The following is a 16,398-nucleotide window of genomic DNA, read 5'->3' on the forward strand; positions in this document are numbered from 1 at the left end:
AGTATGTCTCCTTATTATTTTGATTATTTCGCTTTTGTTGAAGTTAAAATCTGAACGCCCTCTTGTCCAGCAACGATGACCTTATCCACCATTTGGTTAAACAAGCCATGCTCGACGACACCAACGACATGATCCAATTCTTGTCCAAGAGCAATTGGGTCTTCAATCACTTCCAAGGCAAGGTCGATGATAAAGTTTTGCATATCCGTCACAAAACGTTGACCATCTTTTTCACGAAAGCTCGGTTTATAGCCAGCTCGTTCAAATCGACGGAAGACCTGCTCGGCACCATATTGAACAACCTCTACTGGTAATTTAAAGGCACCAAGTTTCTCTACTAGCTTACTTTCATCAACTACCCAGATATATTCTTTAGATGGGGTTGCGACAACCTTTTCTATGAGAAGGGCCCCACCACCGCCTTTGATGCCGTTAAACTGACTGTCTACTTCATCTGCACCATCGACTGTCAGGTCTACAAAGTCCACTTGGTCAATTGACTTGAGAGGAATATTGAGTCCTTCTGCCTGCTTGCTGGTCACACTAGAAGTCGTTACAGCTGTAATCTGTAAGCCCTCTTCCTTGATACGACGACCTATTTCTTCTACGAAATAGTAGGCTGTTGAGCCTGTTCCAAGCCCGATAACCATACCATCTTTGACGAACTCGGCAGCTTTAATCCCTGCCATTTTTTTCAGATTTTCCACTTATACACCTCCAAATAGAGCTACTTCTATTATATCATGAATACGCTTCAAATTCATCCTTACACTAGAAAAACCCGAACATTTTATTTCGGGTTTTGTGATGTTTATTTAACCATATCAGGGTCATAGTCGTAAAATCCAGTATCCAAGAAACGATTTTTAGGATGGAGCTTGCGAACTTCTTCATCAAGCAAGAAGGCTTGGTCATCTGTAAAGTTCCCTTCTTGGATTAAGTTACGAGCTTTAATAAAGAGTTTTGCAATTTCTACAAAATTTTGGCCTGGAGTGTAGAGACCTTCAAGCTTCCAATGAGTGAAACCATGCTCAACCAATTCAGTTAACTTGGTCATCAAATCAAGGTCATTGTTAGCAAAGATATGAGTTCCATGATTGTCTTCAAAAATAGAATAATGGCTCTCTGGGTCACTTGGCTCAGCCAAGAACAAATCACGTTGACGAGATTTTTCATCATCAATCTGTGTGAAATTATAGTAGTTTTGCAAGAGTGGACGCTTCGAATGGTGGATAACACTAGCACCATATACCAAGACCTCAGCAGGAATTTCAAGAATCTCAGGCATTTTGAAAAGTTCTGCAGATGGGATTTCACGCGCCAAAACTGCTTCTGATGCTCCTGCTTTTTGTCCCCAGAAGTTAATCTGACGACTGCTGGTGACCATGGTTGAGGCATCATAAATCGTTTTGAAAGAATATTTATCACGGTTAACCACATAAAAGACACCTGCGTCCCCAACTGTGATATAGTCCGTTTTGATTTCTTCTAAAAAGTCCAAGAATGGCTTGATACGGTCCATCATGTCTTGGTGCATAAGAGCATTGACCGCAACGATTAATTCCTTACCGGCATCATGAACGATTTTTGCGATTTCACGCAATTCTTCATGACTAAAGGTAGTTGGCAAACGAAGACCAAAATCTTTCTCACCGGCATAAATGCGGTCGACACCAGCTTCAAGTAGCTGTTTTACTTGTTCAATACTTTCAGCAGTTGCTGTAATGATAATCTTTTCCATAGAGAAAATTATACCACATTTCCAAAAAATCAGCTATATAGAAAAGTGGGGCTTGTTAGTCCAAATTTTAAAAAAGTGAACCGTATCAATAACAGTTCACTTTTTAGATTTATGCTTGTGTCTTTTCAACAAGTCGTCCGTCATTCATCACATAAATACGGTCAACCTTATCTAGCAAGCGAGTATCATGCGTAATCATGACAACTCCCCTGCCTTGCTCATGGGCAATTGAAGCCAGCATATCCGTCACTTGATAAGCACGTTGTGTATCCAAGCTAGCAGTCGGTTCATCTGCAAGCACGATACTAGGATTATTATAAAGGGCTCTAGCAATTGCAGCTCGTTGGCGTTCACCACCAGAGAGAGCTTTGGGATAGTGATTTTGAACCTTTTCCAAATCCAACAAACTAAACAACTCTTGTCGGTCACTTTTTATAGATTTCTTTTTATCCAAACGGTCAATTAAATCTAATTGCTCCTTAACTGTCAAAAATGGAATCAGATTTGAAGCCTGGAGGATAAAACCAAATTCTCTGAAGCGCAAATCCGTTTTTTCTTTTTCAGATAAATGCCCAGTCTCTTTTCCCTTTACTAGAATCTTTCCACTTGAAGCTTCCTGAAGTTGTCCTAGAGTCGTTAAAAAGGTTGTTTTCCCTGACCCAGAAGGTCCCACAATCGCTACAAACTCCCCAGCGTTTAGCTGAAAATTGGTCTCATGGAGAGCTGTAACTTTCATATTGCCTTCGCCATAAGTTTTTGTCACTTGAATCATCTCAATTAATATCGTCATTTTATTCTCCTTATCATTCTGCAATCGCTGTAATTGGATCCACTTTAAGTAGACGCGGAAGCGAAATGACGCCACCTAGTAGTTCCATCAAGCAAATGATCAGGCTTAAGACAAAGTATGCCATCCAACTAGGGTAGAAAAAGAAGGTTGCAGGTAAGACTAAAATGACAGCCCAAATGGCTAATAGAGCCAATCCTATACCCAAACCAGATAAGAGAAAGATTTGGCAGAAAAGGGACCATACGATGGATTTTATCTGAATCCCTTGCGCTCGCATAATTCCATAGAGGCCTAATTTTTGAATGGTAATGATGTAGATAAAAATGCCTACAATCAGACCTGTAATGACAATCATGGCTAGAATCATTCCTGAGAATACATTGACCTGAGGGGTATAGCCAGGAATTTTCGAAATCAATTTTTGAATAGAAATCTGCTTCAAACCATCGCCAGTCACTTCTACATCATTTTGCAATACCAATGCAGAGATCGAACGATTGCCTTTTGTTGTTCCTTGTAAATCCCAATACGTTGTTAAACTTGTAAAGACAACAGGCTCCGTGAAAAATTTATTTTCTCTGGTCAAACCTACAATCTTAAAACTTGTCTCACTTCCGTTGAGTTGAATAGCGTCCCCGAGTTTGATGCCGTAATTTTCAAAAGACTGATCCACTACCACTTCTTGGTCATTTTCTGGGTAACGTCCTTCAATCAGGGTTGGCGAAATAAAACTGTCCCACTCTTGACCAAAAATAGAGACATTCATCTTGTCACTACTATTAACAAGGTTTGTCACTGCAAACATATAGCTCAGGGGAACAGCATCCTCAGACACTTTATCTTTGTAGTCTTTTTCTGGTATGAAGGATGCAGTCAAATTATCATTTGCATAATCGGATAGCACAACTCCTGTTGCTTGCCAATTATCAATAGCAGCCCTGTTATTTCGAACAAGCCCGAGAGCCAAACTGGTCATAAAAAAGACCATAAAAGCAATGAGAAAAATGGTTGTTAGAATTAAACTGTAACGCAGTTTATTCTGTAAAATTTCTTTGATAGCAAGATACATGCCAATCTCCTTTAAGTATTCAGTTGTCGAGGGAATAAATCTCCTCTTTACCATAGCACTAAAGATAGAAAACTATCTCGTCATGACCAACTAGAATCAATTCAAAAGAATCCTGTCCTTACTTCAAAATTGAATTTATTTGCATCTGTGTATGATTTTTATTCGTTTTAACCATCAAATTTTTCCTTATATAAGTTAAAAAAATGATAAATTTTAAACGGTTTACTCATCCTATCATTTTCCGGCAGGGGTGTCAAGAAGACAGATTGGAGATAAAAAACAGTGTTTATGCAATTTGTAACAATCCTGTAATAATTTTCAATATAAAAAATGATAAAATAGAAGGTGTACTGTAAGGAGAGAGAAATGCCCGCAAGAAAATTACGATCGTATGAGTTTGAACAAGAAAGAACAAAAACAACCCAGTATCAAGATTATATTCCAGAGAATACTTCTGTCGCTAGTATAAAAGAAGTTCTTTTCTTTGTAAATATTGCTTGTTTCTGTGTCTTTTTAGCACTCTTTAGTTTTATATTCCTATCATTAAAATTAAACACCATTCTATCCTTGGGATTGGCCGTAGCACTTAGTCTAGGGACCTTAAAACTTCAACGCACTTTTATCAAGAAAAAATTCAAATAAAAACCTTCGATGAATCGAAGGTTTTTTTATTTATTTTTACGTTTAGGCGGTGTTTGGATAGCGATTTTTACCTCAAAAATAGTTCCATGGGGTTTATTATCTTTAACACTGATGGATCCTTTGAGGGCATCGACAATTTGTTTAGCTAGGGATAAGCCAAGACCAAATCCACCCTTTTGTCTAGTTCTGGCCTTATCAACCCTGTAAAAACGATCAAATATTTTCTTTTTATCTGCTTGTGGTATACCAATACCGTCATCCGATACAGTCAAGTACAAGTTACGATCTGTTGCAGTAATCACAAAATTAATCTCTCCGTCTTCTTCTGTATACTTTACAGCATTATCAAAGAGGATTGTCATTAATTGCTTAAGGAGAAGCTTGTCTGTAATAATGGTACGCTTGATTCTATTTTCAAAATGAAAGACTTTATGATTCTCAGTTGCAATCATTTCATAGTTTGTAAAAATTGTGTTGAAAAATTCTGGTTGAACCTCACCTAAATCTGGCTTAATCCCATCATCACGACGGGCTAGATTGAGAAGATTGGTTGTTAAAAGGCGCATATTACGCACTTCTTCTAGACTTGAAGCTATACTCTCACTAGACTCCATAATGGTAGCTTCAGGTTTGCGAAAAAGTGTTTCCAAACGATTTTGCAAAACTGCTAAAGGTGTACGAAGCTCATGACTGGCATTCTCAACAAAGTTTTGTTGTTTCTGCATACTTTCAAGTAAGGGTTTGACACTAACTCTAGCAAGGTATAGACTAGCTAGAAGTGACAGAATCCAAAAGCTAGCCATTACAACTACGATAAGCTGTTCATGATTCTGACTGATTTGCTCTAACTGAGTGGTATTAATCAATACGGCCGCGTATTTAATATTGGTCGAAACAGTCTCAATATTCATTTCTGTTAGTAGAACTCTATAAATCTCATCCTGTCCAAAACTATTCTGAATATGAAGCTGTCGGATATGATTTAAATCCTTTTTATTAAAGGTAATTTTGTCTAAACCTAAAAAGCGATTTCCTGCTATCAATTGATTCAGATTTTCATCGAACAGGATTGCTTCTGTATTTGAACTAACACTCGGTTTCTTATCGCCCGATTTTACAACAGATTCATTGTTCAGATCTTTTATACCCTCTGACGTTCTATTTACAGCCAATTGAATCACATCATGGGGATTGCTACTTAGAATCTGCAACTTTTCATCTACTGAAGTATAAAGACTCGAGTGCATAACTTGTAAGATAATCAAAGTCATTGCAGAGAAGATAAGCGTAAAGACACCAAAGTTACGGACAAAGTAGCTGAAATCTTCTGCGTACCAATTCTTTCTTATTTTATTAAACATGTTTTAAAATATACCCAACACTACGTAGAGTTTGAAGATTTTGAGCAAAGGCTGAGCCCTTTAATTTCTTACGAACTTTTGATACATAGACTTCTACTACGGAGATGGTTGTATCACTGTCAAATCCCCATAAACGGTCAAAGATTTGGGTTTTTGGTAAGATGACATTTTGGTTTTGGAGAAAATAAACTAAGAGCTCAAACTCTTTACCCAAGAGTTCAACAGCAGTATCATTGACTTTAACTTCATTGGTAGATAGATTGACTGTCAAGTCACCGTACGATAAGGTATTTTCGTTGAACTTACCCGAACGTTTTAGAAGGGCCTGGATACGCATCTTGAGTTCTTCTAGGTAGAATGGTTTGGTTAGATAATCATCAGCCCCAAGTTCAAAGCCGTGCCCTTTGTCATCGAGACTTTCCTTGGCTGTCATGATGAGAACTGGTGTAGATACACCCTTTTCACGCAATTCTTTCAAGACTTGGAAACCATTTTTTTCAGGTAACATCAAATCAAGGAGAATCAAATCATAAACGCCACTTTCGGCCTCATAGAGACCTTCTTCGCCATCAAAAACTTGCATGACATCCGCAAAATCATCTAGAAAGTCAAAAACTGAATTTGATAGTCCCAGGTCATCTTCCACTAATAGAATCTTGATCATCAAAAATTCCTCCTTATTATAACCATTATAGCAAAAATATCTTAAAAAAAACTCAACTTTCCTTGTTTTTATAAGAGAAAGTTGAGTTTTTATATACTATTTAGTCAAGAAGTTTTTAAGCCTTGCCATATTGTGCAACAACTGCTTCAACCGCTGCTTTTTCACGTTTAATCAATTCAACGCGCGCTGCGATATCCTTGATACCCATGCTGATATTACGGCTAAGAGCGAGGTCAGAAAGTTGTGGTTCAAAGAAGGCCTTATACTCTGCCAAACGTTGTTCTGTTTTAAAGATATGTGATGGGAAGATGACAAAGCTGTCAAAGCTCATATCTCCACCAAGGGCTGCCTTGATCCAATCCCAGTTTTCACGAGCCCAAACCCAAACAGTTTCTTGGGTAGCTTGGTGTCCAAGGAATTGGAGGTACCATGCTGAAAGGTCTTGTGGTTTCACGACAAATTTGTCCTTCCAAGTTGCAAGAAGAGTTTGGATGTTTTCTGCATCTGTACTGTATGCAAGCGCAGCTGCTAATTGACGTTTGAAAACTGCATCTGTTGCATGAGTGTATAGGTCTAGGTAAGTTGCCACCAAGTCCTTAGTCTCGTGATGTTTGATCTCATTGATAAGGACTTGAGAACGAATGGCTGCTGGAAGTCCTGCAAGTTTTTCTTTATGGCCTGCAAAGATTTGACTTGCTACCTGACTAGCTTCTTCATCATTTGAACGAATCATCATAGAAATGGTCAATTGACGAACCAACTCATCCTCATCTGATTCTCCGTTTTTCGCTTCAAAGCCAAGTCGCTCATAATTGTGACGGGCCGATTTAGCAACCAGAGTGTTAAAGGCTTTCTCGGCTTCTGTTCCTTCATCGATAAAGCGCTCAAGGGCAGAAACAACTTGAGAAACTGCAGCAACAACCAGGTAAGACTCTTCCTTGGCAAGTTTATCAAGCACTGGCAACAAGTCTGCATATGATACATGTCCTGCTTCAGCAAGCAAACGACGTTCTTGGACGATTTGAAGCTTACTTGTGTTATCAAGTTCAACTAATTCTGAAAGGATAGCATCCAGTAATTCACCTTGATAGTCAGTAATGTAGTGGGCAGTATTTTCAGTGTTGAGACGAAGGGCTGTCTTGTTTTCAGCAAGAAAAGCTGCATAACCTGGAATTTCGATGCTTTCAGTTTCAAGTGTATCTGGCAAACCTTTCCAGTTACTGTTAAGGGGTACTACCCAAAGACGGTTCTTGTCTTCGTGTTCACCGATGAAGAATTGTTTTTGTGAGATCTTCAAAACATCATTTTCAACTGTAGCAGTCAAAACTGGATAACCAGGTTGCTCCAACCAAGAATCCATAAAGGCTGCTACATCACGGCCTGATGCTTGACCAAGGGCATTCCAAAGGTCACGACCAATAGTGTTTCCGTATTGGTGTTTTTCAAAGTAAGCGTGCAAACCTTTAGCAAAATCTTCATCTCCTAACCAACGACGAAGCATGTGCATTAGACGGCTTCCTTTGGCATAGACGATAGCTCCGTCAAATAGAGTGTTGATTTCATCTGGGTGTTTGACTTCAACGTGAACAGACTGAACACCATCTGTCGCATCACGTTTTAAAGCAGATGGAACGCCACCAGTTTGGAAGTCTTCAAAGATATTCCAGCTTGGCTCGATGGCATCCACACAGACATATTCCATCATATTAGCGAAGCTTTCGTTGAGCCAGAGGTCATCCCACCACTTCATAGTCACAAGGTTACCGAACCATTGGTGGGCAAGCTCATGGGCAATGACAAGAGCAACTTGTTGACGGCTGGCAAAGGTAGAGTTATCATCCACAACCAAGTAAACTTCACGGTAAGTCACAAGACCCCAGTTTTCCATAGCACCTGCAGAGAAGTCAGGAAGGGCGATATGAAGAGATTGAGGAATTGGGTACTTAACTCCGTAGTATTCTTCGTAAAATTCGATAGAACGAACAGCGATGTCTAGTGAAAACTCAAGGTTCGAAAGTGGATGTGCCTTGGTTGAGTATACACCAACGAGAGTACCGTTTTTAGTTGTAGCAGTAATTCCTTGCAAATCACCAGCAACGAAAGCTAGCAAGTATGAAGACATACGAGGTGTTGTCTCAAACTTCCAGATACCCGTCTCCTTGCGGTTTTCAACATCAATCTCTGGCATGTTTGACAGGGCAATCTCGCCTTCTGCTTGGTCAAAGCGAAGTGCTAGATCAAAGGTTGCTTTAGCTTCTGGCTCGTCCACACATGGGAAGGCTTCGCGAGCAAAGTGGCTCTCAAACTGAGTAGACAAAACTTCCTTCTTAACTCCATCAACTGTGTAGTATGATGGATAGATTCCTGTCATGTTGTCTGTGATTTTACCTGAAAAAGCGATGATCAATTCAACTGAACCTGCTTCTGTAAGTTCGATATGAAGAGCTTCGTTTTCGTTATCAACTGTATATGGACGAGCTTGTCCTGCTACTTCAACTGAAGCAATTTCCAAGTCTTTTTGGTGGAGGGAAATACGGTCACTTTTAGCTTGACCAGTAATGGTTACTTTTCCTGAAAACGTCTTAGTCTCACGACTCAAGTCTAAAAACAAATCATAATGTTCAGGAACAAATGTTTCGATATAATGTTCTACTGCTTGCATCATTTTCTCCTATTCTAAATTTCTGAGCAAACGCTCTAGTTCAAACATACCTATTTTATCATATTTTAAGTTAGAAAAAAGCTTTGGACAGTGATTTCCAAAACTTTCTTCCTTATAGTAGTCTAGAGAGGATAAACCTTTCGAAATTCTTCTAAAACCACCTTGCTATCAGGTGTAAAATCCAGACCTGCTTCCTCCAGCCACTCCGTGAAAAATTCCTCATGAACCTGACGCCAGTAGGCTAAGGATTTATCGCCTTCACCTTCCTTGTAGGCATGGTCGGCTGACACTTGATAGAAAGGCTGAACAGAAACCATTGTAATTTCGACAATACAGACAGCTTGATCTTGGCTGTCCAAAATGACATCGAAAGTCCCTTCTTGTGGAAGGGAGTCGTCCTCTACTGCGTAGAGGTCGTAAGCTGAGGCTGTTGCTGTTTTTTCGCCTCTTAGAACCAAGTCAGCCAAGAGATCTGCCTCAACTCCAAAAGCCCAGGCGTCTATTTCATCTCCAATCAAGGGGTTGATTTGCTTGTAGGCATTCCACATTTCTTGCGGTGTCATGGGTTGCTCCTTTGTATTTTTTTACTTTCTTCTTTTACACATTTGAGATGATCTGGATGGTCAATCTCTAAATTAAAAATCTCCGGAATAGAACTGTAGTGGATAATGCACTCAATCCCCATCTGATTCATTTTTTGTATGAAAGAAGTATTCAGATAGCCTGCTACAGCAAAATCAATCTTTTTCATCCTTGCTTTATCCTGCATCTGTCTCAGCATTTCTAATATAATGGGACTTTCCATTTCATGCCATTGACTGTTTCTTACAGTCGCAAAAATAAATGAAGTCAAATCATTCATTCCAACTATAATCTTTGAAATACCAGTTTCCAGTATCCTGTCCAAGTCAAAATAAGCTGACGGCAATTCAATCATTGTGCCGATTTTCCCAGTAAAACCATGCTGACGCAGTATTGTAATAGCTTGCTTTAACTGCTCAGCATCATTGACAAAAGGAAAAATAACAGACAGATTGGGATTGGTATGATAAACTTCTGTAACGACATGTGCCTCAGCCTGAAATTCATCTGGACATGCCAATAAACGCCTAGTCCCTCTATATCCAAATAATGGGTGGCGTTCGTCAAAATACTCTTTAGTACCGTCTAGACTATTTGCTTCTGCATTTGTTAACTCTGAAAAGCGATACCAGACTTCTTCATCTGAGTATAAACGGCAAATAGTGTCTAGATAATCTTTTACAAATTGCTGACAACTTGGTAACAGGATGTTTTGATTGAGCTCCCTCAACAAGTATTCCCCACGAATCAAGTCGACGTGGTGCAATAAATGGGGATAAACTTTTTCAACAATTTTTTCGCCACTAAGAGCCAGTTGATTTTGCATGTTTCACCTTCCAATTTCTATAGCTTGTCCGTTCTAATTCAGGAAATCCTCGTAACTCAGCCTTCACTTTTAATACTAAAGGCGATGCATTTTCTTCGGTAATCTGCTCAAGAGGAAACCAAATTGCATTTGCTGAATCGTTACTTCCATCAAGAAGTTCATGAGGAAGGGATTTTTGAGGGCGTTCTAAATCAAGTACGATATCATAAAATGCCATGATATGATGTACAGCGAAATCTTGCCCTTCTTCATGAACCAGCACATCATAAATCCTAGGATTGCAATAACGGATAAGCGTATACCCCGTCTCTTCCAAAATTTCTCTCTTGAGGGTTTCAGTCAGTCCCTCACCAACTTCCTGACTACCACCCGGTAGGTCAAAACGATGCTGATAGGGGCCTCTTGTTTTTTCAATACAAAGCAATTTCCCATTCTCATAGCAAATGCCATAGACACCAAAGTGTTTTTTGATTTCCATATTCTATTCTTTCTTAATCTCCAAGATTGTTAGCTCACCTTATCCCTTAAAAGGAAAGAGGTTATAGATTTCATGCTCCTTGATATACTTCTTTAGCCATTTCCTCTTGACCATCCAGATAAAGTAAATAGGCCAGACGATTCAGTGATTCGAGATAGCTAGCTTGGGTCTTCTTATTCTTTTTAGGGAATCGGTTTAAATACGAGACTAACTCGACATCATTTTCAACCTCTTCGATGAGTCCTTTCACATTCATTTCTTTTCTCCTATCCAACTCACTTTTTGTTACTGAAAAAGGCTTTTCTCAGGTCAATCTTACCGAAGTAGATATTCTTTCGCTGTCACTTGGACGTCTGGGGAAAGGTAGCACTCTATCAAGTCACCTGTCCCTACAATATATTCCTCCAGAGGGACATCTTCTCTTTGGTCCCAAAAATTTGAAAAAGCGAAATAGAACTCCAAAAACTCCGTCAAACTTTCGCTGAGTTTGTAGAAATTAGGATCTCCAGGACTGCCTGCGTAAACTGGAGAACTGTCATCTTTCATATCACAGAAAAGAATATCATCTGTATCTGTAGTAGCGAATATCTGGTATTGCCCTTCACTAAACTGAAGAATATCTTGTAAGGCCCAACATTCGACTGTCCTTGCAGGAGAATGTAATGCCAACAAAATGATATTAAAATTTCGATTAGCAAAAAATAAATCCTCAGTGAACACTATATGCTGATAATAATCAAGTAATTCTCCTGTCAAATCTGAGGACTGGATCCTTAATTTTTCGTTTGAAAAACTCACTGGTTGGGGAATAAACGTTGTTTCCTCATAGAGTTTAATGATCTTTTTTAATACAGTCACTACTGCCATTTTTCTCTCCTTGGTCATTCCTCTTCCGTCTCCTTTAAGAATTCAAGCCATATCTTCACCTCTGGATTTATGTCATGCGCTATCTCAGCATGCTTCCTATAATCCATATCCAAGTAGCCTTGTTCATTCCGGAAAATAATGCCTTGTTCATAACAGTTTTTAAGAGCTGTGAGCATAGATTCTAATGACCGGTATTCGACCTGGGCCTCTTCTTCAAATACATAAAAACCAAGGATTTGCCCCTGACCTTCTGAAGCTAGGTTCATGGTATAAAAATCTCCCCCTCCGCTGGCAAAAATTGGGAACCAAAATTTGTCCCAACCATTCCTTTCTCTTAGTTCCAAGTAGGTCTGGATACTCTCTTCCAGAGACATCAAATAGAAACCAGGAAAAAATGCCAGCTCACCGAGTGTGATTCCCTCACAATCTTTTGATCCGTTTCTCCAAGTAAAAAGGGCACGCAAGTCCTGAGTTGGCTGCAATGGGATTTCCTCAAACAATTCTTGAATTTTTTGAGAAGATATTCCCGGATTTAGATGGTCTACACAAGGGTGATCTAGTTGTTGGAGACTTTTTTCGACCTCATTTAATAATTGGCTGATCATTTCCATTTGTTCTCCTTACCTTGTAAATCAATAGAGACGAGTTCCTTCGTCCCTAGAAAAGAGCTTACGATTATTCAATCCCATCCTCTTTGTTATACTCTATCATGCATTTGACAGCATATTCTACCCATTCCCAAAAATCGTTAAACTCTTTTCGTTGCTCCCAGCCTTCGGTAGCAAAGTCATGAATGAGTTGGACCTTATTGCCCTTTCCTATTTCAAAACAAGCTGTATCATCACAATCTCCTCTTTTAGCAAATGGAATCAACTTTCGGGTTGGGTATCTTTCCTGCAATCCCTCATACAAAGACAGGGCCCATTCTGAATCCAACAGATACCAACAATCAAAATCAACTAAATTAAGTTCGATCAATTTTTTAAACGATTCAGGATACTGAAATAGCCTTTCATCCAGTAAATAGTTTTTCATTTCTTATTTCTCCTTTTAGAAGCATTTTCTAATGATCTATATAGATTTATAATCGCATTACAAAGGCAAGTTTAACCATTTAGAATCATCAAACCATTCTTTCTTATCTATCCGCTATTCTGCGTAAGTACTCTTCCCAGGTGAGGATTATAAATCTTAAATAGATAATCCTCACTCAGCTAAGTCTTGAGTTTAGTCTGTCAACTACTCTTAAAATACGCGACCTCGAAGTCCATAAATTTCATTCTTAAATTCAAAGGAAAATAGATGACTAGTCTAAGATGGACAAATAAGAGACTAAAATATCCTTTACCAATTCTAGAAAGGCAACTTTATTTCTTGGCTCTTTTGAAGCCAAGCCAAATTCATATTCAAAAAAATGCTCAACCACTTCATCTCCAGCCTGTATAACATCCTCAATGGTCTCAAGCACTTGCTTCTGCTTCTCTTCTTCTAGGCTCAAGAAATCCTCTTTCACAAATGCATCAAATACTGTAAGGACATCTTCCTTTTTACTCATATCAAAAGGATATAGAAACTCTGCCTCTTCACTTGTAACAACATTACTTTCTATGGACATCATTAGATTCCATAATACTAAATAGTGCTTATGAAAATTATCTCTACTTTTCAACTTTTCCCCCAATTTTTGCGACATATCCTTTACTGAACAGGTTTAGACTAGCATTCTTGGCTATTTCCTACTTTATTGAGAAATCCTCCCCTTTGACCATCATCCCTTCCTAATCTCAACTAACTAGTAGTATTATTTTAAAACTTCTCCCGAACGAATATAGGTTTTAAAGAAGTTTTTAGGAACAGAGGCAATCTTAGGTGTAATGGCTAATCCATAATTGGCAAAATCCAAAGCCAACTTTTTAGAGTTAATTGCATCATAATACTCAACATACAATCTGCATAAGTTCACTTTGGTAATAGAGAATTGTTTTAGCAACCAATCCTTCTCAAGATCCTTCTCGGGATTTAAGCTCGAAAATACGGTAGGATAGGATGAATACTGAGCAGTAAAATCGATGGCCTCTTGGACAGCCTTTTCCAATTCAGCTTGATCCATACCATTTTTATGATCGATAGAACCTAATCGCGTCCTTAAAGCACAATCCACTTCTTGTAACAGTCCCGATTCCAGAAAGAGGGGATGAATGCCAATATTCACGAAATAGGCACTCCCATCTGATTTTCGTTGAAAATAGATCACCGTGTAAAAATCATGATTGATTTTATAATAGTTATGGGTTCGCCTTAGTCGCGAAAAGCCAATTTTTCGAAGAGTTCTTTGGTCTCTTTCATTTCATTACCTTCTCTTTCATAGGATGTTAAGAGTTGTTCGTTACAGTTTACTAGGAATCTAAATGGATATAGGTTATCCCTACAACTTTTCCATTCTCAATATTGTATTGTTTCACTGTATCTATGTAGCCAATCAATCCTTCATCACTAATCTCTTCTAGCGTTGCTGGCACTATATTGTCTTTTAGTTTAAAATCTCTAGCTTTATTCAAATCACCTACATCTTCAATAGATGTCCAAAAAAGCATATATTCATCGCAATAAAAATAGATCTGATCATCATAGAACTCCGGTATTTTACAGAACTCAGCTCCATCACTTTGCCTTTCCAAGGCTTCACTATCTCGATAAACAAAGTATGTTTTTTTCATCTTCATTCTCCTTTGATATTAATGGGGGAGATTATTCGCAGTTCGTTAAACTTACTGATATGCATTTCTAATCTAACAAAATGCTCTATCAGCGTCTCCATAGTCAATGATAGTCATCTCTTCAAGTGAAATCTTCATTCCTCTTCCATGCTCTACTTCAGCGTCCACTCTAAATAATAAGCCAAAAATACAATCGGATGACGTCTGTTCGGAGAGCAGATAGATCGCCATTAACTGCCCCATCATGGATAGTTCCGAAAAGATTCGTTTTTCAGCTAACTCATACCAATAAGCAGATGACCCAAGCATATGAACGATTTTTTCTTTGTAGTCATTGGCCATTACTTCATCTGCTAAAGCAAGCCCATCCGACAAAACCAGGCGAATAGAATCGTGTTGCTCTGGTATAAAAACGCTCATTTCAAGATCATCATCAAATTTTATAGCTTCTAGATTCACGTGTTTCCCTCTCTTTTCAGTCTTTTCCTCACAATTAGCTTCGATTCCACGGGATATTGACAATTTCCATCCATTCTACCCAACTAGTCTAAGATCGTTCCTAGAATCATCTTATTTTGCTCGGATATCTGAAAGTCATTCATGAAATAGGGTAAAAAGTCATCAAGCAAGGGATGGCTAAGCCCGTCGATTATGAGGCCTCTTTTCTGGCGTTCTTTTAGTAAAACTAAGATTTCAATTGGGAAATATTGCCATAGTAAGGTATTGAATTCAACTAAATGACTATCTTTGGTGTTCGCTAAATGATAATCACACATGGATAAAATTGTTTCTCTAAAAACATCAACATCCTCTGAAAAAATAGTTTCCATAACCTGTTTATAGGCATCATTCACATTATGATAAGGGTTTGAGTCCAAGGGTTGATATTTGGCATCACCAGCATTCTCCAGTAGGTTAGCAAGTCGATCACCCTTACCATTTCCATAAAGAAAAACAACTAAAGGCAATAAACTCTTGGCTGAAAAGAAAATAACTTTTTTTCCTTTTTCAACTTGGGCTTCTTTAAAATAGACTAATTTATCAATTAAAAATTCGACATAAGTATCATCCAAATAGGCAAGGGCAAATAAGATATTCAAACAAATATCTGTATCAAAGTTTGAACCCCCTTTAGCTAAATATTTAGCAGAAGCCATATCTGCCATTACAGAACAAAAACAGCCATTTAGTAAAGATTGATAGGTTTCAGATGTCTTGTTTTCAATGAACTCAGAAACCAAAGTATATGGTTTAATAGCATGAACCATCCGTACATGTTTATAGGAGTAGGTTTCTGTTTTCCCGTTTTCCTCCCAATTGATCTCAAGGCTTTTTTTGCCTGCTTTTAATGCTTCTAAAATTGCTTTAGTAGTATAAAGCTGTGCTTTTTCAAGATCAAAATCTCTCGCCTTTAGTACTTGATTTTTAACGGTTGTTATTTTTCTTTTTTGATTTGAAAGTGTTTTATTCATATTGACCTCTAAAATTTTATTTCTTACACTAAACTACCGCTATTTTTTGAAGTACATCTCTTCCTGCATTCCTATACTATCCAGTATTTCACAAGGAAGAATTGATCCACTTCCCATCATCAAACCATTCTTTCTTATTAATCCACCATTTTCCCTTTTGAAACACCATTTGAAAACGATAGAGAGTTTCTATACCAGAACGATTCTCTTTGATGTAGAAATAAGCTTGATTTCCATTATGCTCTTCAGCAACGATGGGATGTGTTTCTAATTTATAGTCAAACGGAAACCGGACAGATAAAGATACTTCCCTTGCTCTGAGTGTTTTTTTAGATGTACAAAACTGATTAAAAATAGTAGATAATTCATCCTTCAACATCTCTTTATAAGCTTGGTTTCTTAGGTTCCTAGTGGCTTTTCTTTCCCAAGAATACATAGCCTGCATAAACTGGAGTAAGGTTTCTTTTGCTAGATTTGTATGGCTCATATTTCCTCCTACTTAGACAACGGGACTAATGGTTCGTTTA

At 38.2% G+C, this 16,398-nt stretch carries 20 protein-coding genes and 1 pseudogene; 1 reads left to right on the top strand and 20 read right to left on the bottom strand.

Going from position 1 to position 16,398, the window contains the following annotated elements; all coding sequences use genetic code 11:
- Positions 1–23: 23 nt before the first annotated feature.
- The 4 genes from rpiA to BQ2679_RS08560 form a co-directional block, all read right to left on the bottom strand.
- Entirely contained in the window at positions 24–707 is a 684-nt protein-coding gene (rpiA, locus tag BQ2679_RS08545) for a ribose-5-phosphate isomerase RpiA (RefSeq protein ID WP_075567779.1), read from the bottom strand.
- A gap of 104 nt (positions 708–811) precedes the next feature.
- Complete coding sequence (locus BQ2679_RS08550; RefSeq protein ID WP_075567780.1) at positions 812–1,741, bottom strand: peptidase U32 family protein; 930 nt, start codon at positions 1,739–1,741, stop codon at positions 812–814.
- 109 nt (positions 1,742–1,850) lie between these two features.
- A complete protein-coding gene (locus BQ2679_RS08555) occupies positions 1,851–2,531 on the bottom strand; it encodes an ABC transporter ATP-binding protein (protein WP_075567781.1) in 681 nt (226 codons plus the stop codon).
- A gap of 13 nt (positions 2,532–2,544) precedes the next feature.
- Positions 2,545–3,600 carry an ABC transporter permease gene (locus BQ2679_RS08560; RefSeq protein ID WP_075567782.1) on the bottom strand — a complete coding sequence of 352 codons (1,056 nt, stop codon included), beginning with the start codon at positions 3,598–3,600 and terminating at the stop codon, positions 2,545–2,547.
- A 366-nt stretch (positions 3,601–3,966) separates the two neighbouring features.
- Here BQ2679_RS08560 and BQ2679_RS08565 point away from each other — a divergent pair, with 366 nt between their 5' ends.
- Positions 3,967–4,242 carry a DUF3270 family protein gene (locus BQ2679_RS08565; RefSeq protein ID WP_075567783.1) on the top strand — a complete coding sequence of 92 codons (276 nt, stop codon included), beginning with the start codon at positions 3,967–3,969 and terminating at the stop codon, positions 4,240–4,242.
- 26 nt (positions 4,243–4,268) lie between these two features.
- On the opposite strand, the gene BQ2679_RS08570 is transcribed toward BQ2679_RS08565, so the two are convergent.
- From BQ2679_RS08570 to BQ2679_RS08645, 16 genes and pseudogenes are all read right to left on the bottom strand, one after another.
- Positions 4,269–5,603 carry a sensor histidine kinase gene (locus BQ2679_RS08570; protein WP_075567784.1) on the bottom strand — a complete coding sequence of 445 codons (1,335 nt, stop codon included), beginning with the start codon at positions 5,601–5,603 and terminating at the stop codon, positions 4,269–4,271.
- Positions 5,596–6,267 carry a response regulator transcription factor gene (locus BQ2679_RS08575; protein ID WP_075567785.1) on the bottom strand — a complete coding sequence of 224 codons (672 nt, stop codon included), beginning with the start codon at positions 6,265–6,267 and terminating at the stop codon, positions 5,596–5,598. The genes BQ2679_RS08570 and BQ2679_RS08575 overlap by 8 nt, the downstream gene beginning before the upstream one ends.
- A 115-nt stretch (positions 6,268–6,382) precedes the next feature.
- Positions 6,383–8,929: a M1 family metallopeptidase gene (locus tag BQ2679_RS08580; RefSeq protein ID WP_075567786.1), complete on the bottom strand. Its 2,547-nt coding sequence runs from the start codon at positions 8,927–8,929 to the stop codon at positions 6,383–6,385.
- A gap of 122 nt (positions 8,930–9,051) precedes the next feature.
- Complete coding sequence (locus BQ2679_RS08585; RefSeq protein WP_075567787.1) at positions 9,052–9,492, bottom strand: ASCH domain-containing protein; 441 nt, start codon at positions 9,490–9,492, stop codon at positions 9,052–9,054.
- Entirely contained in the window at positions 9,489–10,337 is an 849-nt protein-coding gene (locus BQ2679_RS08590) for a putative PEP-binding protein (RefSeq protein WP_075567788.1), read from the bottom strand. The genes BQ2679_RS08585 and BQ2679_RS08590 overlap by 4 nt, the downstream gene beginning before the upstream one ends.
- Entirely contained in the window at positions 10,315–10,815 is a 501-nt protein-coding gene (locus tag BQ2679_RS08595) for an NUDIX hydrolase (RefSeq protein ID WP_075567789.1), read from the bottom strand. Before BQ2679_RS08595 ends, BQ2679_RS08590 begins: the two co-directional genes overlap by 23 nt.
- Before the next feature lie 85 nt (positions 10,816–10,900).
- Positions 10,901–11,071 (bottom strand): annotated as a pseudogene (locus BQ2679_RS08600) (DUF6707 family protein); the annotation flags it as partial.
- Between the two features lie 59 nt (positions 11,072–11,130).
- Positions 11,131–11,682, bottom strand: coding sequence for a hypothetical protein (locus BQ2679_RS08605; protein WP_244491726.1), 552 nt, complete (start codon positions 11,680–11,682; stop codon positions 11,131–11,133).
- 14 nt (positions 11,683–11,696) lie between these two features.
- A complete protein-coding gene (locus tag BQ2679_RS08610) occupies positions 11,697–12,293 on the bottom strand; it encodes an SMI1/KNR4 family protein (RefSeq protein ID WP_075567792.1) in 597 nt (198 codons plus the stop codon).
- 64 nt (positions 12,294–12,357) lie between these two features.
- Positions 12,358–12,717, bottom strand: coding sequence for a hypothetical protein (locus BQ2679_RS08615; protein ID WP_075567793.1), 360 nt, complete (start codon positions 12,715–12,717; stop codon positions 12,358–12,360).
- A gap of 271 nt (positions 12,718–12,988) precedes the next feature.
- The gene (locus tag BQ2679_RS08620) at positions 12,989–13,300 is read right to left on the bottom strand and encodes a hypothetical protein (protein ID WP_244491727.1); all 312 of its coding nucleotides are present in this window, start codon (positions 13,298–13,300) and stop codon (positions 12,989–12,991) included.
- A gap of 183 nt (positions 13,301–13,483) precedes the next feature.
- Complete coding sequence (locus BQ2679_RS08625; RefSeq protein WP_316244948.1) at positions 13,484–13,999, bottom strand: DUF4304 domain-containing protein; 516 nt, start codon at positions 13,997–13,999, stop codon at positions 13,484–13,486.
- A gap of 79 nt (positions 14,000–14,078) precedes the next feature.
- On the bottom strand, positions 14,079–14,399 hold the full coding sequence (locus BQ2679_RS08630) for a hypothetical protein (RefSeq protein WP_075567795.1): 321 nt from the start codon (positions 14,397–14,399) through the stop codon (positions 14,079–14,081).
- A 72-nt stretch (positions 14,400–14,471) separates the two neighbouring features.
- Positions 14,472–14,921 carry a hypothetical protein gene (locus BQ2679_RS08635; RefSeq protein WP_083237591.1) on the bottom strand — a complete coding sequence of 150 codons (450 nt, stop codon included), beginning with the start codon at positions 14,919–14,921 and terminating at the stop codon, positions 14,472–14,474.
- A gap of 20 nt (positions 14,922–14,941) precedes the next feature.
- The gene (locus BQ2679_RS08640) at positions 14,942–15,871 is read right to left on the bottom strand and encodes a hypothetical protein (RefSeq protein ID WP_075567796.1); all 930 of its coding nucleotides are present in this window, start codon (positions 15,869–15,871) and stop codon (positions 14,942–14,944) included.
- A gap of 88 nt (positions 15,872–15,959) precedes the next feature.
- Positions 15,960–16,358: an NTF2 fold immunity protein gene (locus BQ2679_RS08645; protein WP_075567797.1), complete on the bottom strand. Its 399-nt coding sequence runs from the start codon at positions 16,356–16,358 to the stop codon at positions 15,960–15,962.
- Between the last annotated feature and the right edge of the window lie 40 nt (positions 16,359–16,398).

The sequence above is a fragment of the Streptococcus timonensis genome (assembly GCF_900095845.1).
GTDB lineage: Bacteria > Bacillota > Bacilli > Lactobacillales > Streptococcaceae > Streptococcus > Streptococcus timonensis.